The following is a 19,056-nucleotide window of genomic DNA, read 5'->3' on the forward strand; positions in this document are numbered from 1 at the left end:
CACGTGTTACTCACCCGTCCGCCGCTAACCTTGTCCCGAAGGACAAGATCCGCTCGACTTGCATGTATTAGGCACGCCGCCAGCGTTCGTCCTGAGCCAGGATCAAACTCTCCAAATTGGTGTTTGACTTGCTCATAACTTAACTAGCTATTTTAAAACATTATCGGATCGACGTGATCCATTTGTTCAGTTTTCAAAGAACTTGTTTGTCACATTTTGTCGTGACAAGAAATCATATTATCATCTTCATTCAGCGTTGTCAACCGTTTGTTTCACAAATGTTTGTGTCTCATTCAGTTGTTTTCGTGTGCCTCAGAAGCGACAAGAAATAATATATCATTTGCGTAAACGGATTACAAGTAGAAAAATTTTACAAATATTATTTGCAAATTACGAGTGACGTTGAAGTCTAATGGTCATGATTTTTTATTGCAAGATAATACCGTTGCTGCGCCAATTCATCGATTCAAGTTCAGCAAGCTAATAAAAAGAGGCTGCCCCGGGATATATGATCCTGGAACAACCTCTTTCTACTCCTGATTAATGAAGGAGAATTATTGGATAACCGTTTCTCCCAACAGACGAAGCAGCTCAGCTTCTTCTTCAATTACGGTAATGCCCAGCTCACGCGCCTTTGTCAGCTTGCTTCCGGCGCTTTCGCCAGCCACTACGAAATCTGTTTTTTTCGATACGCTTCCTGAAATTTTGGCGCCGCATGCTTCGAGAAGCTTTGCCGCCTCATCTCTGGACATGGTAGACAGCGTTCCCGTCAGGACGACGGTTTTGCCGCTAAATACGCTGTCATTCCTAGCAATCAGCTGCTGCTCGGCCTCAGCCTTCACGCCAAGCTCGCGCATTCTTGCTATGCTGGCCATGATAATCGGGTCTTGGAAAAAGCCCACGATGCTTTCTGCCACAATACCGCCGACATCAGGGAGGGTAATCAACTCCGTCGCCTCCGCTTGCATGATGGCATCTAAATTTCCGTAGTGCTCGGCAAGCATTTTTGTCGTAGCTTTACCGGTGTTCGGAATACCCAAAGCGAATAAGAAAGACGCGAGCTCCCGGTCCTTGGACTTTTCGAAGGCTGCAAGCAGCTTAAGGGCCTTTTTCTCACCGAAGCGCTCAAGCTTGATGAGATCGTCATAGGTCAGCGCATATAGATCGGCAGGATCGCGCACACCGCAATCTTTGTAAAGCTGATCTGCCGTCATGACACTGAACGTATCGATATCCATCGCATCCCGCGAGGCAAAATGCGTAATGCGCCCGATAATTTGCGGCTGACAACCAAGCTTGTTATTGCAGAACAGATGAGCCCCGCGCTGTTCAAGCTCCGTACCGCAGGATGGGCAAACGGTTGGGAACACGATTTCCATGCCGGCTTCTTCATCCGCTTTCCCTAGTATTTCCGGAATGACGTCATTCGAGCGGCGAATGGTTACAAGCGTGCCTAAAGCATGCTTCAGGTTTTTGCGCTCAATATCGCCTATATTATTAAGCGTGCAGTTTTGAACCGTTACGCCTGCGAGCTCTACTGCCTCAACGCGGGCTACCGGGGTTATTTTGCCCGTACGGCCTACCTCCCAGGAAACAGCTTCAAGCACCGTTGCCGCTTCTTCCGCTTCAAATTTAAAAGCAACCGCCCAGCGCGGAAACTTGTCTGTATAGCCAAGAGCCTCCCGCGTCCGCATATCAACCACTTTAATGACCGCACCGTCAATCAGGAAATCCAACCGCTCACGCTGCTCCGTCACGCGAACCAGCTCTTCCTGTACCTCTTCGATCGTATTCTGGTAGGTGACATACGGGTTCACTTTAAAGCGGTTATCCTTTAAAAACTGCTGCATCTCCCGATGATCCGCAAATGCAACGCCGTCTGCAAAACCGACATTATAGAAGAAGGCGTTCAGCTTCCGCTCGGCCGTCACTCTTGGATTAAGATTGCGCAGCGCGCCTGCGGCTGCATTGCGGGCATTTTTGAGCGGCTCGGCCGCGGTCTCATTATACTTCGCCAGCACCGAAAGCTGCATGATGCCTTCCCCCTGAACCTCGACGATGCCGTCGTTAAACGGTATCGTAAGCGGAACCGAACGAATGGTGCGTACCTGCTGTAAAATGCCTTCCCCCACGGTTCCGTTTCCGCGAGTCGCCGCTTGAACCAGCTGCCCGTCCTCGTAAGTCAGGTTCAGCGTCAGTCCGTCAAACTTCAGCTCAACCACATAGGTCGGCTGGGGAAGCGGCTCTTCTTCAGGATGCTTCGCGTTATAGTCCGCCACTGCTTTAAGCAATCTCGCATTCCATGCAAGCAGATCCTCGGTATCCTGTGCCTTATCCAGGCTCCATAACCGGGCGCGGTGCTTATACGGCTCAAAGCCTTTGAGCAAGTCTGCGCCTACGCGCTGGGTCGGCGATTCCGGCAATACCATGCCGAGCTCCGCTTCGAGCGCGACGAGCTCGTCATAAAGCTTGTCATAATCAGCATCGTTTACGGTCGGCTCATCCAGCGTGTAGTAGCGGTAATTATGCTCTGTAATAATCGCAACAAGCTGTTGCATCCTCTCTAATTGAGCGTTCACGGAAGGCTCCTCCTTCTAATCGTACAAATTGACCAAGCCATCTTACACTTTCGTTATTGGCGCGAAGCCCGCAAGTAAACGCTTGATGCCGATCGGTGCCGGGAAGGCGATATTGAGCTCCATGTCCTTGCCGGTCCCTTTGACGGAAACGATGACGCCGATGCCCCATTTGCCATGCGACACTCTCTCGCCGGATGCAAATTCCCCAGGTGCCGAGCCGCCTGCCGTAGCGCTGCCCTGCGCCGTTCGGGCAGCATCCTGCAGCGGAGTGCTTACCCGCACGCCGCCTCTGCCGCCCGCCGTTGCCGGACTTGCTCCTCCGAAGCCAGGGGACCGGCCGCCTGCACCGCTAGCCGGCGCGCGTCCCGGTACACCACGGCTGCCTGCTGCCGCACCAGTACCGCCCGTCACGCTTACGCCGCTGCTGCGTGCACCTGCGCGCGAGTAACCCCCGCTGCCGCTGGATGCGCCTTCTCTGACGCTCTCCGGTATTTCCTGCAAAAACCGTGAAGGGAGGTTACTGCTCGTACGGCCGAATAAAGTCCGCATGCGCGCGCAGGTCAGGTACAACCGTTTCTCCGCGCGGGTAATGCCTACATAAGCGAGCCGGCGCTCCTCCTCCAGCTCTTCGTTATCAGCGAGCGCCCGGCTGTGCGGAAACACGCTTTCCTCCATTCCGATAATGAAGACAACGGGAAACTCAAGTCCCTTGGCGCTGTGCATCGTCATCAAAGTGATGGCATCCTTGTTCTTTTCCGCTTCCTCTTCGTCCTTGTTCAAGGAATCAATATCGGCAATGAGTGCCAAATCCGTCAAGAAGGCAACGAGCGTACGGTCTTCGTTCCGTTTCTCGAAATCCATGGTCACGGACAGGAACTCATCGATATTTTCGAGGCGCGCCTTCGATTCCAGCGTGTTCTCCTGATGCAGCTCAAGGCGGTACTGCGACAGCTCGAGCACCTTCTCTGTCAGCTCCGTCACCGATAAGTAATCAACCATACGGGTGAGATTATCAATAATCTCATAAAACTCGCGCAGCAGCGTTCGCGTACGGCCGTTGACCTCTACTTCGCCTAAATCATTCAATACGCGGTAGATCGAGGTGCCTCTGCGCGCCGCTTCATCCGCGAGCTTGCCGACTGTGGTATCGCCGATCCCCCGCTTTGGCACATTAATGATACGCACCAGGCTGATATCGTCATCCGGATTCGAAACAAGCTTCAAATAACCGAGAATGTCTTTGATCTCTTTGCGGTCGTAGAACTTGATACCCCCGACGATCTGGTAAGGGATATCCGATTTTATGAGTATTTCCTCTATAACCCGCGACTGCGCATTCGTACGATACAAAATGGCATGATCGGCAAATTTATGGCCTTTATTTATGTTTTTGCGAATTTCGCCCGTTACGAAGTAACCTTCATCATGCTCTGTATCCGCTTGATAAAGAGCGATTAGATCGCCGGCGCCTTGATCCGTCCAGAGTTTCTTCGGCTTCCGGCCGGTATTCAACTTTATGACCGCATTCGCGGCATCCAGGATATTGGCGGTCGAGCGGTAATTCTGCTCCAGCATGATCGTCCGGGCTTCGGGATAATCGCCCTCAAAATTCAAAATGTTCGTAATATCCGCGCCCCGCCAGCGGTAAATGGATTGATCGCTGTCGCCGACTACGCAAATGTTGTGATGCTTATCCGCAAGCATCCGCGTCAGCATATATTGCGCCCTATTCGTATCCTGATACTCATCGACGTGAATGTAGCGGAACTTGTTCTGGTAAAACTCAAGCACCTCGGGTACATCCTTGAACAATTGAATCGTCATCATGATGAGATCGTCAAAGTCTAGAGAGTTGTTCGCTCTCAGCTTTTTCTGGTATTTCGTGAACACCTGGGCCACGATGCCGTCAAAATAATCGCCGACCTTCTGCTCGAATTGCTCCGGCGAAATCAGTTCGTTTTTTGAACTGCTGATTGCGGCTTGTACCGCCTTCGGCTCAAATTTCTTCGTATCGATATTCATATCCTTCATGCAGCCGCGAATGACCGACAGCTGATCCGAGGAATCGAGTATCGAAAAGCTGGATGTAAAGCCGATCCGATCGATATCTCTGCGCAGGATGCGCACGCACATCGAGTGAAAGGTGGATACCCATATGTCCCGACCCGATGGTCCAACGAGCGCGCTTACCCGATCCTGCATTTCGCGCGATGCTTTATTCGTAAAGGTGATAGCGAGAATACTCCATGGCGCTACACGCTTTTTTTCTATTAAGTAAGCAATTCGATGCGTCAGTACGCGCGTCTTGCCGCTGCCCGCTCCGGCCATGATCAATAGCGGCCCGTCAGTCGCTTGAACAGCTTCACGCTGCGGCGGATTCAGCTTCTGTACCGCTTGCTCGATGCTAATATAATTCAACATGCTCCGACTCCTTTGTTCGCATATGTTCGCCTCTCTTCAGTGTAGACAACGACCCTCCGCGTGTCAATTTGCAAACCCAAAAAAATACCGTCCAATTTCCGTCATAAACGGCCTGAAATGGAGTGCTTTTCGTCCGTCTTTGCAAAGGATGCGCTCATACAGAAAAATAGCGCCGCACTTCATAAGAACCGTTTCTCCTTATGCCGTGCAGCACCATTTTAAACTCGCTGAATTTCTGAATTACACTCTGTTGTTCCGAAAACCTACTTCGCCTGAAGGCTGCTGCTAACCGTCTCTTGTACGGCAGCGACCGTGGATAAAGCAGCCGCCAAATCGTTGTATATGACATTTCCAACGACGACGGTGTGAGCGACCTCGGCGGCTTGACGCGCTCTCTCCGCGTTATCAATGCCGCCGCCGTAAAAAATTCGCGCTTGAACCGCGGCCATTCTTGCCCGCTTCACCAGCTTCATATCGCCAAATTTACCGCTATACTCCAAATAAATAACCGGCAGCCTCATTAAGCGGTCGGCCATGCGCACATGCGCAATCAGCTCCGTTTCATCCAGATCCGTCTTCGCTTCGGTCAGCTTCGCCGCGGTGGCTTCCGCATTCAGAATAACGTATCCCTGCGCCGCCGTTTCTTCCCAAGGAACAAAATTGCCGTATTCCTTCAGCCCTTCGGTTTGCCAGCCCGTTATCCATTCCGCCCTGCCCGTGTTGAGAACGAGCGGTATAAAGTATCCGTCAAAGCCGGGAACCGCGCCATCCAAGGTAGAAACCTCAAGAACGCAGTCTACCTCATACCTGCGGATACGCGCCATAAGATCAACTATATTTTCAAATGTAACGCCGCTGGAGCCGCCGACGATTACCGCATCGGTACCCGATGTACAGATGGCATCCAGCGTTTCATCGGATATTTCTCGATCAGGGTCGAGTTTAAATACATGCCTCCAGCCGGAAAACCAAGCACCATTCATGGATGATCACGCCTCGCTTTTTCACAAAAATCGAATGCCTCATAATTGCGTTATCCTACTATGCTATGCCAGGGCGAATATCGTGTCAAATCATAACGCTTAACCGCCTCAATCTAACTTCAAATAAAAAACCGTCCTCCCGAGAAAAAGAGAAGACGGTTGAAACTTACATCCATGCGCTCGTTATTTAACGAGCTGTCCGCGCGTAACGCCAAGCTGGTTGATCGCCTTGAGGCTCCGCCATACTTGCGTACCGCTGATGCGGCCATCAAGCGCATCGCGATAGAGTCCGAGCACCTCAAGCACCTTCTCCGGCGTTTCTTCCAAAAACTCAACGCGGAAGTTGGAAACGCCCATGCTTACGAAATTACGGATATATTCGGCGCCCGATTGCTCGATCGCATTGTAAACGGTATTGCGGCAGCCTTCGTCAACGCGCACGGGATGCGCCATTCCGATGCGGTCCTGCAAGGATGCACGCTTCTCCTCGCATGGCCGGCCGCAGTTCGTGAAGTCGGTCCCTTCGCTCATAAAGGTGCAATACACGCAGTGCTCCGTGTGGAACATCGGCAAATGCTGATGGATGACCATTTCCAGCATCGATGTATCCGAGCTTTCAAGCAGATCGACCATCTGCTGGATGTTCAAATCATAGGACGGGGTAATGAGATCAAGCCCGACCTCCGTGAACAGGTTAACCGCCTTATGGTTAGCCACATTCAGCGAGAAATCGCCGATCAGCTTAGGAAAAGGCTTATCCGGATTAGCTGCGCGGGCACGGAGGTAATAATAAAGAGCTCCCGTGTTCCGCACGAGCACCGCATCAGGCTGCAGCTTCAAAATATTCGCATGGTAGCCGTTCTCGCCCGGCATATGAATGCGCGGGGTTGCCAGCGCGATCGGTTTGCCCGCTTCGCGCGCGGCAGCGATGGCTGCCGGAAATTGCTTAATAAATTCAAAATCGGCATAAACGTATGCGACATCGGTTTTGACGGCTGCTTGCACCTGCTCCAAGGTACGGCACAACGCGATTAAATTCGCATCCTTGCCATTTTGCGGAGCCAGAATATCCTTCTTCGGCACGTCGGCATGCGCATCAACCTGATTTTTCACATAGACCGGCGGCTTCGGCCTTTCGCCTGAAAGCAGCTCAACCGCTTCGCGGCGCAGCCGGTTCAGCTCGCGGATCGGTACGATCAAATCGCCTTGCAGATCCACTTCTAGCTTATCCAACTGATAAACGGTACCGCCTAGACGGCCCAATTGATCCTCGAGCAGCGCAGCATCCATGGGACGCTTCTGCGCCTGCTCCAGCTCCAGCTCCGTAACCACCTCGACGGTCGTTCCTTTTTGAACATCCGTCCACCAGGTTCGCATAGGCTGACCCAGCGCGCCGGTGACTCTTATATGAAGCGGAAATACGCGGTAAGGCTTTTCGGTTTCAAATGAAGCTCTCAGACGCTTGTCCAGCGCCGGATCGTTGGTTTTCCATACGCGGTCGCCGACATGCACCTTTCGCAGATCCACGTCATTACGGCCCGCTACCAGTTCGATCATCGTGCCTTCCTGCGCTTCGCCTTCGATTTTCACGCCTTGCCGGCGAATATCATAAACGCGGCCGCCCTCTTCCTTCTTCGTCGGGTCGCCTGCGTCAAACACAATGCCATCGCCGCGCTTCAAAGGCGCATCGATCCGCAGCGTAACCGCATCGCGCATAATGCGCTCTACGCGGCCGAGGTAGACGCCCCGGCTTTTCGGGAACGTGCCCTCAACAAGCATCTTGTTGTTCGTTCCCGACAGGAAACCATGCGTGAAGCCGCGTGAGAAGCTTTGCTGCAGCTCACGCACGTCCTCCACCGACGGCTTCGACAAATCGCCGTCGAAATATTTATCGATCGCGCGCCGATACTTGCTCACGACATTCGCGACATACTCCGGACTTTTTAGACGTCCTTCTATTTTAAACGACTTAACGCCTGCTTGGATAAGCTCAGGCACGATATCGATGGCCGCCAAATCCTTCGGCGACAGCAAATAAGCGATGTCTCCCATCGGCTGAATCTCTCCGTCGACCATCAAATCATACGGCAGCCGGCAAGCCTGCGCGCATTCGCCGCGGTTAGCCGAACGTCCTCCCCACATCTCGGACGTTAAACACTGACCCGAATATGATACGCATAACGCGCCGTGTACGAATACTTCCATCGGAAGCTTCGCCTGCTCGCCGATCGTGCGAATCTGCTTCAGGTTATTCTCCCGTCCAAGTACGACCCGTTCAATACCAAAGGGCTTCGTAAACTCGACAGCCTCAGGCGAGGTTATCGTCATTTGCGTGGAGCCATGAATCGGAAAGTCCGGCGAGAGCTCGCGAATCAGCTTCACAAGGCCCAAATCCTGTACGATAACGGCATCCACGCCCGCATCGATACACATTTCTATCAGCTTCTGCGCATCTCTCAGCTCATCTTCAAACACAAGAATGTTGAACGTCAGAAAACCTTTTACCCCATACGTATGAAGAAAAGCCATAATTTCCGGCAGTTCCTCGCTGCGGAAGTTATTCGCGCGTGCGCGCGCATTAAACTTCTCCACGCCAAAAAATATCGCATCCGCGCCATTGGCGACAGCCGCTCTCATACAATCCCAATCGCCGGCCGGAGCCAGCAGCTCTATGTCCGATCTTACTATAGTATCTGTCATTTTAACGATCCATTCCTCTCATCCTTAACACCTGCTGTTATTATCTTAACAAACCGCGGACATCTATACCACTACACATTACTGGCACTAGCAGTGGGATAAGCGGCAGCAGCACCGTTTCCGCACCGCTCAGAGCCGCTCGCAATAGAAAAAAAGACCGGTCACCCCCTCAGGGAGACCAGTCTTTCCATTAGCATTCCTTAATTAAAGCGAATCGTTTGGGCTGTATCATTGACGATCTTAAGGTTGCTTTCCGTAGCGTGAACATCATAAACCGCAAAGATAAACACCATTGATCCATTGTCCGTATTAAATATGTAATACGTCAGCGTATGCGGAATATCTCTCTCCGGCTTTGCAGCATGCAGAACCACTTTCTGTGCTGTTTTTCCGTTAATCGTCACTGTGGAGGACTCTTTAATGGTCACCCCTTGCGCAATGCTATCCGATGAATTCGCGTACTGTGCTAAGCCGGAAGCATAGGAAGAAGCGTCAAGCTCAGACTCGAAGATGACCATATCTCCCGCACTGTAATTATAGTACACTTCGTCCTTGTTAAAATTGTTTTGCACGCCGTACCAATACGTCGGAATATCGATCGAATAGCCGTACGTCGCACTGCGCTTCGTTACTCTTTTGCTCCGATCCACAAGATCGGATTCATCCTCTACCAAACCGAAATTCTTCTCGATGAAAGCCGTATCAATGTCAACGGTAGCAATCACCTGCTTGAATGCCGCGCTGCTCTTTGCGCTGGTTGAAGACAGGTAACCATAATCGAGCGAATACCGGTAGTTGCCCGAAATAAGCAATACCTCATTAAAAGTAAGCCACACGTTATTGCCAAAGGTATATTCATAGCTCAACGATATAGCCTTACCGTCTTTAAGCTCTAGAGGCGTCGTTACGAAGTTGCGCACATTCGAGCTTATGAAGTCTTCGCGTACACGCGCTTCTCTCCGGAAAGCCCAGTTTTCAAGCGTGTCGCCTGCTGCCAGCGAGGACAAGTTAAACGAGAAAACATCGGTTTCGTTGACATACGTCGGAGTTGTGCTGTCTCTGTCGCTGTACCAATCGGCAGGAAGCTTAACGGTAAATCCGTAATCGGCATCCTTAAAGGTTATAAATCCATCCTTCACCTTTGTAATATTTTTGATTGACTTATCTGCTTGATTAAAAGAAGGCGTGAAGCTGTTGAGGAGACCGGCATAGCTGTTCAACACCGACTTGTCCGTGCCTTTCAAACCGACAATGACGATAAAATAGATATCGTCTTTTTGAATGCCGCGGTACTCATAATACATTTTTGTTTCTTTTGTGTAGGTGATCTGTTTTTCGAAGGCAAGGCCGTTCACGGTAATCGTCCGCTTGTCTACCGTAATTTCATCCTCATCATAATAGCTGTTAAGAAGATCGCGTTGTTCTTCGCTTGTCAGCGTATCGTCTCCGACATGCTCCGTAATCACGTTCACTTGAGCAGCTACTTTAGACGAATCCGCGGTATCCGCCCATTTTACGTAATCGCCGTTATCGCTTTGTAAAACCTGTACTAAACCGGCCGGGTAGTTCAATGACCAGCCATAGTAGCTGTCGCCGATTTTTGTTTTTCCGTAGTCGGAATCGATGGATGTGCCGCCCGTTCCAGCCGATTGTGCGCGTACGCCGATAATAACGGTTTCTTTTGTTACGCTGTCCGCTGAAATTTTTGCGCCGAATGCTTCAACAATGACGCGAAGCGGAACCATTGTGGAGCCTTTTACAACGACTGGGGCTACGGCAACGGCTTTCGCTGCGCCGTTTACTTTAACCGTTTTGCTGCCAAACGTTAAAACGACCTTGCGGTCATTATAGGTAAGAGTGATGACATTGCCGTTTTCTAATTTAAGCTCCGCGCCAAATGCATTCGTTATGACTTTCAAAGGGACCATCGTTGTGCCGCTGCTTACAAAAGGAGCTTCAACCGTAGAGGATGCGCCGTTTATTTTGACCGTTTTGCTGCCCGCCTTCAAACGAACCTCGACCTGCGTGCCCGCATCCGCCGCGAACGCCGCTGCCGGCAGCAGCGATAGAACCAGCAATGCCGGCAATAGCAGCATAATCATTCTTCGGATCACATTTAATTTCATCTTTTAATTTCTCCCTATCATCGTATAAGTGCGGTTAACCTAATCTTGCTTTTTTGATATTAACCCTCAACCAACGTCAGCTTCCTTGTCACGAGATCGCCGTCGATTTGCAGCATGACTTCCACCTGCTGGCCAGGCAAATAGCTTTTTAAAAGTTCATTCAGCTCAACGATAGTCGAGACTTGCTTACCTGCAACCTTATAAAGCAAATCGCCGTTTTGAATGCCTGCTTTTTGGGCCGCAGCCGAGGTTACGGTTTTGACGGTCAACGGATCAGAGGTTGGAATACCGATAAGCGCAGACCAGCTTTCCTCCAGCTCAAGCCCGAGCGAGGCGCGTTTGACATGGCCATATTTGAAGAAATGATTGGTCACGTATTGAACCGTATCCGCCGGAATGGAGAAGCCGAGATTATCGACGCCTATTTCCACGAACTTCAGCGAGTTAATGCCGATGACCTCGCCTTTCATATTAACGAGCGGCCCGCCGCTGTTCCCGGGGTTAATCGCCGCATCCGTTTGAAGCAGATTGTAGGCAGACGACACACTGCGGTTCATGCCGCTCAAAATTCCGCTTGTTGCGGTGTTCCGGAGCGAGAATGATACCGGTGTTCCAATCGCCACAACCGTTTCGCCAGCCTGCACCTTAAGCGGGGATGCCGCAAGTTTCGCTATGGGAAGCTTTGAAGCTTTGATCTTCACCAATGCCAGGTCGCTCGCCTCATCGTGATGCGTCCTTACGGCATCGTACTTCTTGCCGTCCGCCGTAACGACGACCAAATTGGTCATATCCTCCACGACATGCGCATTGGTTACGATCCAGCCATCCGCACGTATAATAACGCCCGTTCCATGAGCCAGCGCGTATCTTGGATCCGCGGATCCGATATCTGTCGGCTTACCAATAATCGCAACGACTGACGGAGACACTTTCTTTACGACTGACGGAATATCGGTCGGAGTGTATGCGTAGGTGTTGGTCTTGGAATCAAAGGTTCCGGTTCCGCCAAGCGCGCTCGTGAGCGAGCTTGCCTTGACATAAACCTCGCCATTGATTTTTTTAGCATTCAATACATGGGTCGACGCCGTGTTCGTGCTTGCTGCCCAAGCCGTACCGGCAGTGACCATCGCTCCCAGCATAATGATACTTCCTATGCGGAGCATTCTGCTCTTCATGAATTCCCTCTCCTCTTAACGCTACTCTTATGCGTTGAATCTATTTCTAGTAAATTGTCAGCATTCCAAATATAGTAATCAGCCTGTAATATAGCATATATTCCCAATAATCACAATGAAAATCAGTAGATTTTATAGTTCATAAGCAACAAGAAAATATATCTCAAGTCCCGCAATATGCTGGTTTTGCTTTGTTATTATGCGATTTTGTCAAATGTGGTTTCGGTTATGTGTTCTCATTACAGAAGTGGTATACTATGTGGGACTACTAAATCAATCCATTTGATGGATTCGGGAGGTAAAGGAATAAATGAAATTAGGAGTATTTAGCGTTCTTTTTGCACAAAAGCCGTTCGAGGAAGCGCTCGATTATATCGCCTCCAAAGGGCTCGACGCCATCGAAATCGGAACGGGCGGTTACCCGGGAGACGCACATTGCGATCTTGACGGATTGCTTGCTGACGAGGGAAAACTGAAAGCGTTTAAGCATGCGGTAGAATCGCGTGGATTGATGATTAGCGCACTTAGCTGCCATGCCAATCCGCTGCATCCGCAAAAGGCGATTTCGACGGAGCATGACGAAGTTATTCGTAAAACGATCGAGCTTGCTAACCGTCTTGAAGTATCGGTCGTCAATACTTTCTCTGGTTGCCCTGGCGATCATGAGGATGCTAAATATCCAAACTGGCCGGTTGCTCCATGGCCGAACGATTTCCAAGATATTTTGAAATGGCAATGGGAAGCAAAAGTTATTCCTTATTGGTCTGAGATCGGCAAGCTCGCTACGGCAAGCGGCATAAAAATCGGTCTTGAGCTGCATGGCGGCTTCTCCGTACACAGTCCGGCTACCCTTCTTCGTCTACGCGAAGCGGCTGGAAATGCAATCGGAGCTAACCTGGATCCGAGCCACATGTGGTGGCAGGGTATTGATCCGGTACAAGCCGTACATATCCTCGGACGCGCAGGAGCCATTCACCATTTCCACGCGAAAGATACAACGATTGACCCAATCAACGTCAACCATCACGGCGTGACGGATATGCAATCCTACGCATTGATGCTGGACCGCGCTTGGCAGTTCCGCACTGTCGGTTATGGCCATGACTTAAAAACATGGGCAGACATCCTTAGCGCTCTTCGTCTTGTCGGCTACGACTATGTCGTCAGCATCGAGCATGAGGACGGCTTGATGTCGGTTGACGAAGGCTTCACGAAAGCTGTTCAAAATCTGCAACAAATCCTTATCCGCGAGCCGCTTGGCGAGATGTGGTGGGTTTAATCTCTCTCCTATTTTTGACATAGAAAAAAGGTCTGCCAGACTTGTCCGGCAGACCTTTTTTCTATGCGAAATGCTAAGCTAACCAAACCTTAGTGATCATGATGAAATCGATCAACAAGAACAATGCGAGTGATACGGCCGTAAATCCAATCGCGAAAATGTTTTTCTTTGGACGTGTGTTCAAAAGACGAAACAAACCGATTGCGATCAATACGGTAAATGCAAGCATAAACCAATCGAAAGTACCAATTTTACTTGCAGTATGAGCTGCTTCTGCTGCTAAAAACATGAAGGGGCCTCCTTTTTTTCGCACGTAACCTATATTACTATATGTTAGCTTTTTGTGGCTTCTGATGCAAGTCTGAATCGGGATTCGTAACAACTTTGTCACGAATTCAAAAAATATTTTCCCCTTCTCAATGCCCGGCTTCTCTGCGTTATGCCGCACTTATAAATTGTCCATCTCTTCCATAATCTATAACTGCGTGTATTCACGAAATGCAATTGCCCCCGGCGGGTTCAGTTATAGGCTCATTGCATTACGAATGACTGCATAACTTCCTGTGTGCAATTATATCTAAACGATTCCCTCCCGCTCCATTCATTTAACTATTTCACCACAATTATTTTCCAGAAATACGCTTATATTAAAGGAATTCGCACACTTTACATTTTATTTTTTGTTCATTTACAACCTGATCCACCATACATTTTCATAGTGCTTACAGATACAAAAAAACAGCAGACCGAGGATTTCCAGTCTGCTGTTTCCGTATTATTCTGCCGAAGCAGCAACCTTCTGCTTCTCTTTATGTTGAGCAGCCGTGCGTGCACGGTCGCGCTCCAGAATTGGCTTCAAATACTTGCCTGTATACGACTGTTCTACCTTAATCACCTGCTCCGGTGTGCCGGTTGCCACGATCAAACCGCCGCCGCTGCCGCCCTCCGGCCCTAGGTCAATGAGGTAGTCCGCTGTTTTGATGACATCCAGGTTATGTTCGATAACGAGCACCGACTCTCCTGAATCAACCAAACGATGCAGAACCGTCAACAGTCTGTCGATATCATGTACATGCAAACCTGTAGTCGGCTCATCCAAAATGTAGAGCGTTTTGCCCGTTGAACGACGATAGAGCTCTGCGGCTAATTTCACCCGCTGCGCCTCGCCTCCGGATAACGTCGTTGCAGGTTGACCGAGCTTCATGTAGCCCAGGCCAACATCCAGCAAGGTTTGTACCTTGCGGTGAATACGTGGAATGTTCTCAAAGAAGGCGCAGCCGTCCTCGATCGTCATTTCCAGCACTTCCGCAATGTTCTTGCCTTTGTATTTCACTTCAAGCGTCTCGCGGTTGTAGCGCTTGCCTTTGCAAATTTCACAAGGGACATACACATCGGGCAGGAAATGCATCTCGATCTTGATGATTCCATCGCCGCGGCATGCTTCACAGCGTCCGCCCTTAACGTTAAAGCTAAACCGGCCTTTCTTGTAACCGCGAACCTTTGATTCCGTCGTAGTCGCGTACAAATCACGGATGTCATCAAACACGCCGGTATAGGTAGCGGGGTTCGATCTTGGCGTTCTGCCAATTGGAGATTGGTCAATGTCGATAACCTTCTCCAAATGCTCAATGCCGCGCATCTCTTTGTATTGACCTGGTCGTGTCTTTGCTTTGTTTAGGTCGCGGGCCAGTGTCTTATATAAAATTTCGTTTACGAAGGTTGATTTTCCTGAGCCTGAAACACCCGTGACCGCCGAGAATACGCCGAGTGGAATTTTCACGTTGACGTTTCTAAGGTTATTTTCCTTCGCCCCACGAACCTCTAACCATTTTTCGTTCGTCTTCCGCCGCTCAGCAGGCACTTCAATGAACTTGCGTCCGCTCAAGTATTGTCCGGTTAACGAGTTTTCATTCGCCATCACTTCCTCAGGCGTCCCTTCGGCAATGACCATACCGCCATGAATACCTGCTCCGGGCCCGATATCAATAATATAGTCGGCTGCGAGCATCGTATCCTCGTCATGCTCGACGACTATGAGCGTATTGCCTAAGTTGCGCATATGCTCAAGCGTCTCGATCAATCGGTCGTTATCACGCTGATGAAGGCCGATACTCGGCTCGTCCAAGATATAGAGAACCCCCATCAAGCTGGAACCGATTTGTGTCGCCAACCGGATCCGCTGCGCTTCGCCGCCTGACAGCGTCCCCGCCGCACGGCTTAACGATAAATATTCAAGCCCGACATTAACAAGAAACCCTAAACGGCTGTTGATCTCCTTCAAAATAAGACTCGCGATCGCCAGCTCCTTCTGCGAAAGCTTCAGCGAATCGAAATAACGCTGCGCATCCCCGATGGAGAAAGAGGTAACTTCAGATATATTTCGGGTATGGATCGTAACGGCCAAGCTCTCCTTGCGAAGCCGCTGTCCCTTACAGCCTGCACACGGCTTGGCGCTCATGTAGTTCTCAATATGCTCGCGCATCATATCCGATGCGGTATCCCTATAGCGGCGCTCCAAATTATGAACGATACCTTCGAATGGCACATACGCTTCTTTCCGATGGCCAAAATCGTTTTCGTATAGGAAGCGCACACGCTCTCCGCCGGTTCCGTAAAGCAGCTTCTTCATTTGCTCAGGCTCAAGCTCGGATACCGGTACATCCTGCCGGATGCCGTAATGCACGCAAACCGCGCTCAGAAACTGCGGATAATAGTTCGAGGTGCTGCCCGCCCATGCCAGGAAAGCGGCATCTTCGATCGATTTGCTGCTATCCGGCACGAGCAAATCCGGATCCACGATCATTTTGACGCCTAAACCGTCGCAATCCGGGCATGCGCCGTAAGGACTGTTAAAGGAGAACATGCGCGGCTCCAGCTCATCGATGCTAAAACCGCACTCCGGACAAGCGAGATTGGAGCTGAAGAGCAGCTCCTCTTGCTCCATTATGTCGACGAGTACGCGTCCTTCGGACAATTTAAGCGCCGTTTCCAGAGAATCGGCCAGCCTCGTTTGAATATCCGACTTCACTACAATGCGGTCAACAACGACCTCAATGCTATGTTTTTTATTTTTCTCTAGCTCAATTTTCTCGCTAAGCTCACGGAGCTCGCCATTCACGCGTACCCGAACGAAGCCTTGCTTCTGAATATCAGCCAGCAGCTTCGTATGCTCACCCTTGCGCCCTGAAATAAGAGGGGCCAAAATTTGAAGCTTCGTCTTCTCAGGATACTCCATGATCCGGTCGACCATCTGTTCAACGGTCTGCGATGTAATTTCTATTCCATGCTCCGGGCAATGCGGTTTGCCGATACGCGCAAACAGCAGCCGCAAATAGTCGTAAATTTCCGTTACCGTTCCGACAGTGGAACGCGGATTCCGGCTCGTCGTCTTCTGGTCAATGGAAATGGCCGGGGAAAGTCCTTCGATCGAATCAACATCCGGCTTTTCCATTTGTCCGAGGAATTGACGCGCGTAGGCGGATAAGGATTCCACGTAGCGGCGCTGTCCTTCCGCATAGATCGTATCGAATGCGAGCGAGGACTTCCCCGAACCGCTTAAACCCGTCAATACCACAAACTTATCGCGAGGTATCGTAACGTCAATATTTTTGAGATTGTGGGCACGTGCGCCCTTTATAACTATTTTATCGCTAGCCAATCGTTTCTCCTCCTACTTAGCCCATCTCGGCTCGCAGCTCAAGCAGCGCATCCCGAAGCTCCGCCGCACGTTCGAACTGCAGATTTTTCGCTGCATCCTTCATTTCCGCCTCCAGCCTTTGTAGAAGCGCCAGACGTTCCTTCTTGTTCATCTTGCCCGCACCGGCTCCAGTCAAGTAGTCGGCCTTCTGCTCCGCAACCTTCGTCGCTTCAATGACGTCATGCACTTTCTTGCGTATCGTTTGCGGCGTAACGCCATGCTTCTCGTTATAGGCAAGCTGTATCGTGCGGCGGCGTTCCGTTTCTTTTATCGCGCGGTCCATGGAATCGGTTATTTTATCGCCGTACATAATGACCCGGCCCTCGCTGTTCCTCGCCGCGCGGCCGATCGTTTGAATAAGCGCGCGGTCGGACCGCAGAAACCCTTCTTTGTCCGCATCGAGGATCGTAACCAGCGACACCTCCGGCAAATCCAAGCCTTCGCGGAGCAAGTTGATTCCAATGAGCACATGGAATACGCCAAGCCTGAGATCCCGCAAAATAGCCAATCGCTCCAGCGTCTTTATATCGGAATGGAGATATCTTACCTTAATGCCTATCTCCTTCATATAATCGGTCAAATCCTCCGACATCTTCTTGGTCAGTGTCGTGACCAGCACCCGCTCATCCTTCGCAATCCGGTCACGGATTTCGTTCAGGAGGTCATCGATCTGTCCTTTTGTCGGGCGAACGTCTATGATCGGATCAATCAGACCCGTGGGCCGTATGATTTGCTCGATCATTTTGTCAGTATGTTCAATCTCGTATGGGCCCGGCGTTGCAGATACATAAACCAGCTGCTTCGCCTTCGCCTCAAATTCCTCGAAACGGAGAGGCCGGTTATCCATCGCTGACGGAAGCCTGAAGCCATGATTGACAAGCATCTCTTTCCTGGCGCGGTCACCGTTGTACATGGCGCGGATTTGCGGCAGGGAGACATGCGATTCATCGATGACGATAACCATGTCGTCCGGAAAATAATCCAGCAGCGTATAAGGCGTCGCTCCCCGCTCCCTAAACGTAAGCGGTCCGGAATAGTTCTCGATACCCGAGCAAAAGCCCATTTCCGCCATCATTTCCAAATCGTATCGCGTCCGCTGCTCCAGCCTTTGCGCTTCCAGCAGCTTGCCTGCTTCGCGCAGCTCGGTTAAACGCTCCTCAAGCTCTCTCTCAATGTTAACGAGCGCTACCTTCATTGTTTCTTCTTTCGTAACGAAGTGAGACGCCGGAAAGATCGCAATATGTTCGCGTTCGCCTACAATTTCACCCGTCAGCACATCAATCTCCGATATCCGTTCGATTTCGTCTCCGAACAGTTCCACGCGGATGGCCCGTTCATTATTGGACACGGGGAAAATCTCGACGATATCGCCGCGGACGCGAAACGTTCCCCGCGTAAAGCTGATATCGTTGCGTTGGTACTGGATATCGACCAGTTTGTGCAAAATGACATCGCGCGGCTTCTCCATCCCGACACGGAGCGAGAACACCAGGCCTCCGTATTCCGTCGGCGATCCGAGACCGTAAATACAGGACACGCTGGCTACAATGATAACGTCGCGGCGTTCGAACAGAGAGCTCGTCGCTGAATGGCGCAGCTTATCGATTTCATCGTTGATGCTTGAATCCTTCTCGATGAAGGTATCGGTTGAAGGGATGTAAGCTTCCGGCTGATAGTAATCATAATAGCTCACGAAATATTCTACCGCGTTATCCGGAAAAAAAGTTTTGAACTCGCTGCACAGCTGAGCAGCAAGCGTCTTATTATGCGCGATGACGAGCGTTGGCCGATTTAGCTTCTCGATCATGTTTGCAACCGTGTATGTCTTTCCTGTACCCGTTGCGCCGAGCAGTGTCTGGTGCCTCTTGCCGGCCTTTATTCCTTCCAAAAGCTGCTCGATCGCTTTCGGCTGGTCCCCTTGCGGCGTATAATCCGACTTTAGTTCAAACAGCTTCGTTTCCTTAGTAAGCTCACTCACGCCTAACCTCCACCCCCGTCGTTCAAATATTATTATCTTAACAGTATAGTCAATTATAGGAATTTCATTTCATATGACAATTCAAAATAGGAATGTTTGTTCCCGTATATTATACCGT

10 protein-coding genes and 1 rRNA gene are annotated in these 19,056 nt (G+C 50.6%); 1 reads left to right on the forward strand and 10 read right to left on the reverse strand.

Annotation, left to right across the window (positions count from 1 at the left end):
• From MRBLPE1_RS26775 to MRBLPE1_RS26805, 7 genes are all read right to left on the reverse strand, one after another.
• Window positions 1–118 (reverse strand): 16S ribosomal RNA (locus tag MRBLPE1_RS26775); the annotation flags it as partial.
• A gap of 436 nt (window positions 119–554) precedes the next feature.
• Entirely contained in the window at window positions 555–2,558 is a 2,004-nt protein-coding gene (gene ligA, locus MRBLPE1_RS26780; RefSeq protein WP_364152714.1) for an NAD-dependent DNA ligase LigA, read from the reverse strand.
• Window positions 2,559–2,621: 63 nt separating this feature from the next.
• Window positions 2,622–5,000, reverse strand: a complete 2,379-nt coding sequence (gene pcrA, locus MRBLPE1_RS26785) for a DNA helicase PcrA (protein ID WP_414698928.1) — start codon at window positions 4,998–5,000, stop codon at window positions 2,622–2,624.
• Window positions 5,001–5,263: 263 nt separating this feature from the next.
• Window positions 5,264–5,983: a heptaprenylglyceryl phosphate synthase gene (locus MRBLPE1_RS26790; RefSeq protein ID WP_364151579.1), complete on the reverse strand. Its 720-nt coding sequence runs from the start codon at window positions 5,981–5,983 to the stop codon at window positions 5,264–5,266.
• A gap of 183 nt (window positions 5,984–6,166) precedes the next feature.
• The gene (locus MRBLPE1_RS26795; RefSeq protein ID WP_364151581.1) at window positions 6,167–8,683 is read right to left on the reverse strand and encodes a U32 family peptidase; all 2,517 of its coding nucleotides are present in this window, start codon (window positions 8,681–8,683) and stop codon (window positions 6,167–6,169) included.
• A 200-nt stretch (window positions 8,684–8,883) separates the two neighbouring features.
• The gene (locus MRBLPE1_RS26800) at window positions 8,884–10,809 is read right to left on the reverse strand and encodes a stalk domain-containing protein (RefSeq protein ID WP_364151584.1); all 1,926 of its coding nucleotides are present in this window, start codon (window positions 10,807–10,809) and stop codon (window positions 8,884–8,886) included.
• Window positions 10,810–10,868: 59 nt separating this feature from the next.
• Complete coding sequence (locus MRBLPE1_RS26805) at window positions 10,869–11,984, reverse strand: S1C family serine protease (RefSeq protein ID WP_364151587.1); 1,116 nt, start codon at window positions 11,982–11,984, stop codon at window positions 10,869–10,871.
• Between the two features lie 310 nt (window positions 11,985–12,294).
• Here MRBLPE1_RS26805 and MRBLPE1_RS26810 point away from each other — a divergent pair, with 310 nt between their 5' ends.
• A complete protein-coding gene (locus tag MRBLPE1_RS26810) occupies window positions 12,295–13,263 on the forward strand; it encodes a sugar phosphate isomerase/epimerase family protein (protein WP_364151590.1) in 969 nt (322 codons plus the stop codon).
• Window positions 13,264–13,336: 73 nt separating this feature from the next.
• On the opposite strand, the gene MRBLPE1_RS26815 is transcribed toward MRBLPE1_RS26810, so the two are convergent.
• The 3 genes from MRBLPE1_RS26815 to uvrB all read right to left on the reverse strand — a co-directional run bounded on the left by MRBLPE1_RS26815 (window position 13,337) and on the right by uvrB (window position 18,938).
• On the reverse strand, window positions 13,337–13,552 hold the full coding sequence (locus MRBLPE1_RS26815) for a hypothetical protein (protein WP_364151592.1): 216 nt from the start codon (window positions 13,550–13,552) through the stop codon (window positions 13,337–13,339).
• A gap of 486 nt (window positions 13,553–14,038) precedes the next feature.
• A complete protein-coding gene (gene uvrA / locus MRBLPE1_RS26820) occupies window positions 14,039–16,921 on the reverse strand; it encodes an excinuclease ABC subunit UvrA (protein ID WP_364151594.1) in 2,883 nt (960 codons plus the stop codon).
• Window positions 16,922–16,937: 16 nt separating this feature from the next.
• Window positions 16,938–18,938, reverse strand: coding sequence for an excinuclease ABC subunit UvrB (uvrB, locus tag MRBLPE1_RS26825; RefSeq protein ID WP_364151596.1), 2,001 nt, complete (start codon window positions 18,936–18,938; stop codon window positions 16,938–16,940).
• Window positions 18,939–19,056 lie beyond the last annotated feature (118 nt).

Source organism: Paenibacillus sp. LPE1-1-1.1 (genome assembly GCF_040676435.1).
In the GTDB taxonomy this organism is placed as follows: domain Bacteria; phylum Bacillota; class Bacilli; order Paenibacillales; family Paenibacillaceae; genus Pristimantibacillus.

Coding starts and splice junctions, on each gene's coding strand:
- MRBLPE1_RS26815 (WP_364151592.1), bottom strand. CDS start 13,552: ATGTTTTTAGCAGCAGAAGCAGCTCATACTGCAAGTAAAATTGGTACT.
- MRBLPE1_RS26805 (WP_364151587.1), bottom strand. CDS start 11,984: ATGAAGAGCAGAATGCTCCGCATAGGAAGTATCATTATGCTGGGAGCG.
- MRBLPE1_RS26800 (WP_364151584.1), bottom strand. CDS start 10,809: ATGAAATTAAATGTGATCCGAAGAATGATTATGCTGCTATTGCCGGCA.
- MRBLPE1_RS26795 (WP_364151581.1), bottom strand. CDS start 8,683: ATGACAGATACTATAGTAAGATCGGACATAGAGCTGCTGGCTCCGGCC.
- MRBLPE1_RS26810 (WP_364151590.1), top strand. CDS start 12,295: ATGAAATTAGGAGTATTTAGCGTTCTTTTTGCACAAAAGCCGTTCGAG.
- MRBLPE1_RS26790 (WP_364151579.1), bottom strand. CDS start 5,983: ATGAATGGTGCTTGGTTTTCCGGCTGGAGGCATGTATTTAAACTCGAC.
- ligA (WP_364152714.1), bottom strand. CDS start 2,558: ATGCAACAGCTTGTTGCGATTATTACAGAGCATAATTACCGCTACTAC.
- pcrA (WP_414698928.1), bottom strand. CDS start 5,000: ATGTTGAATTATATTAGCATCGAGCAAGCGGTACAGAAGCTGAATCCG.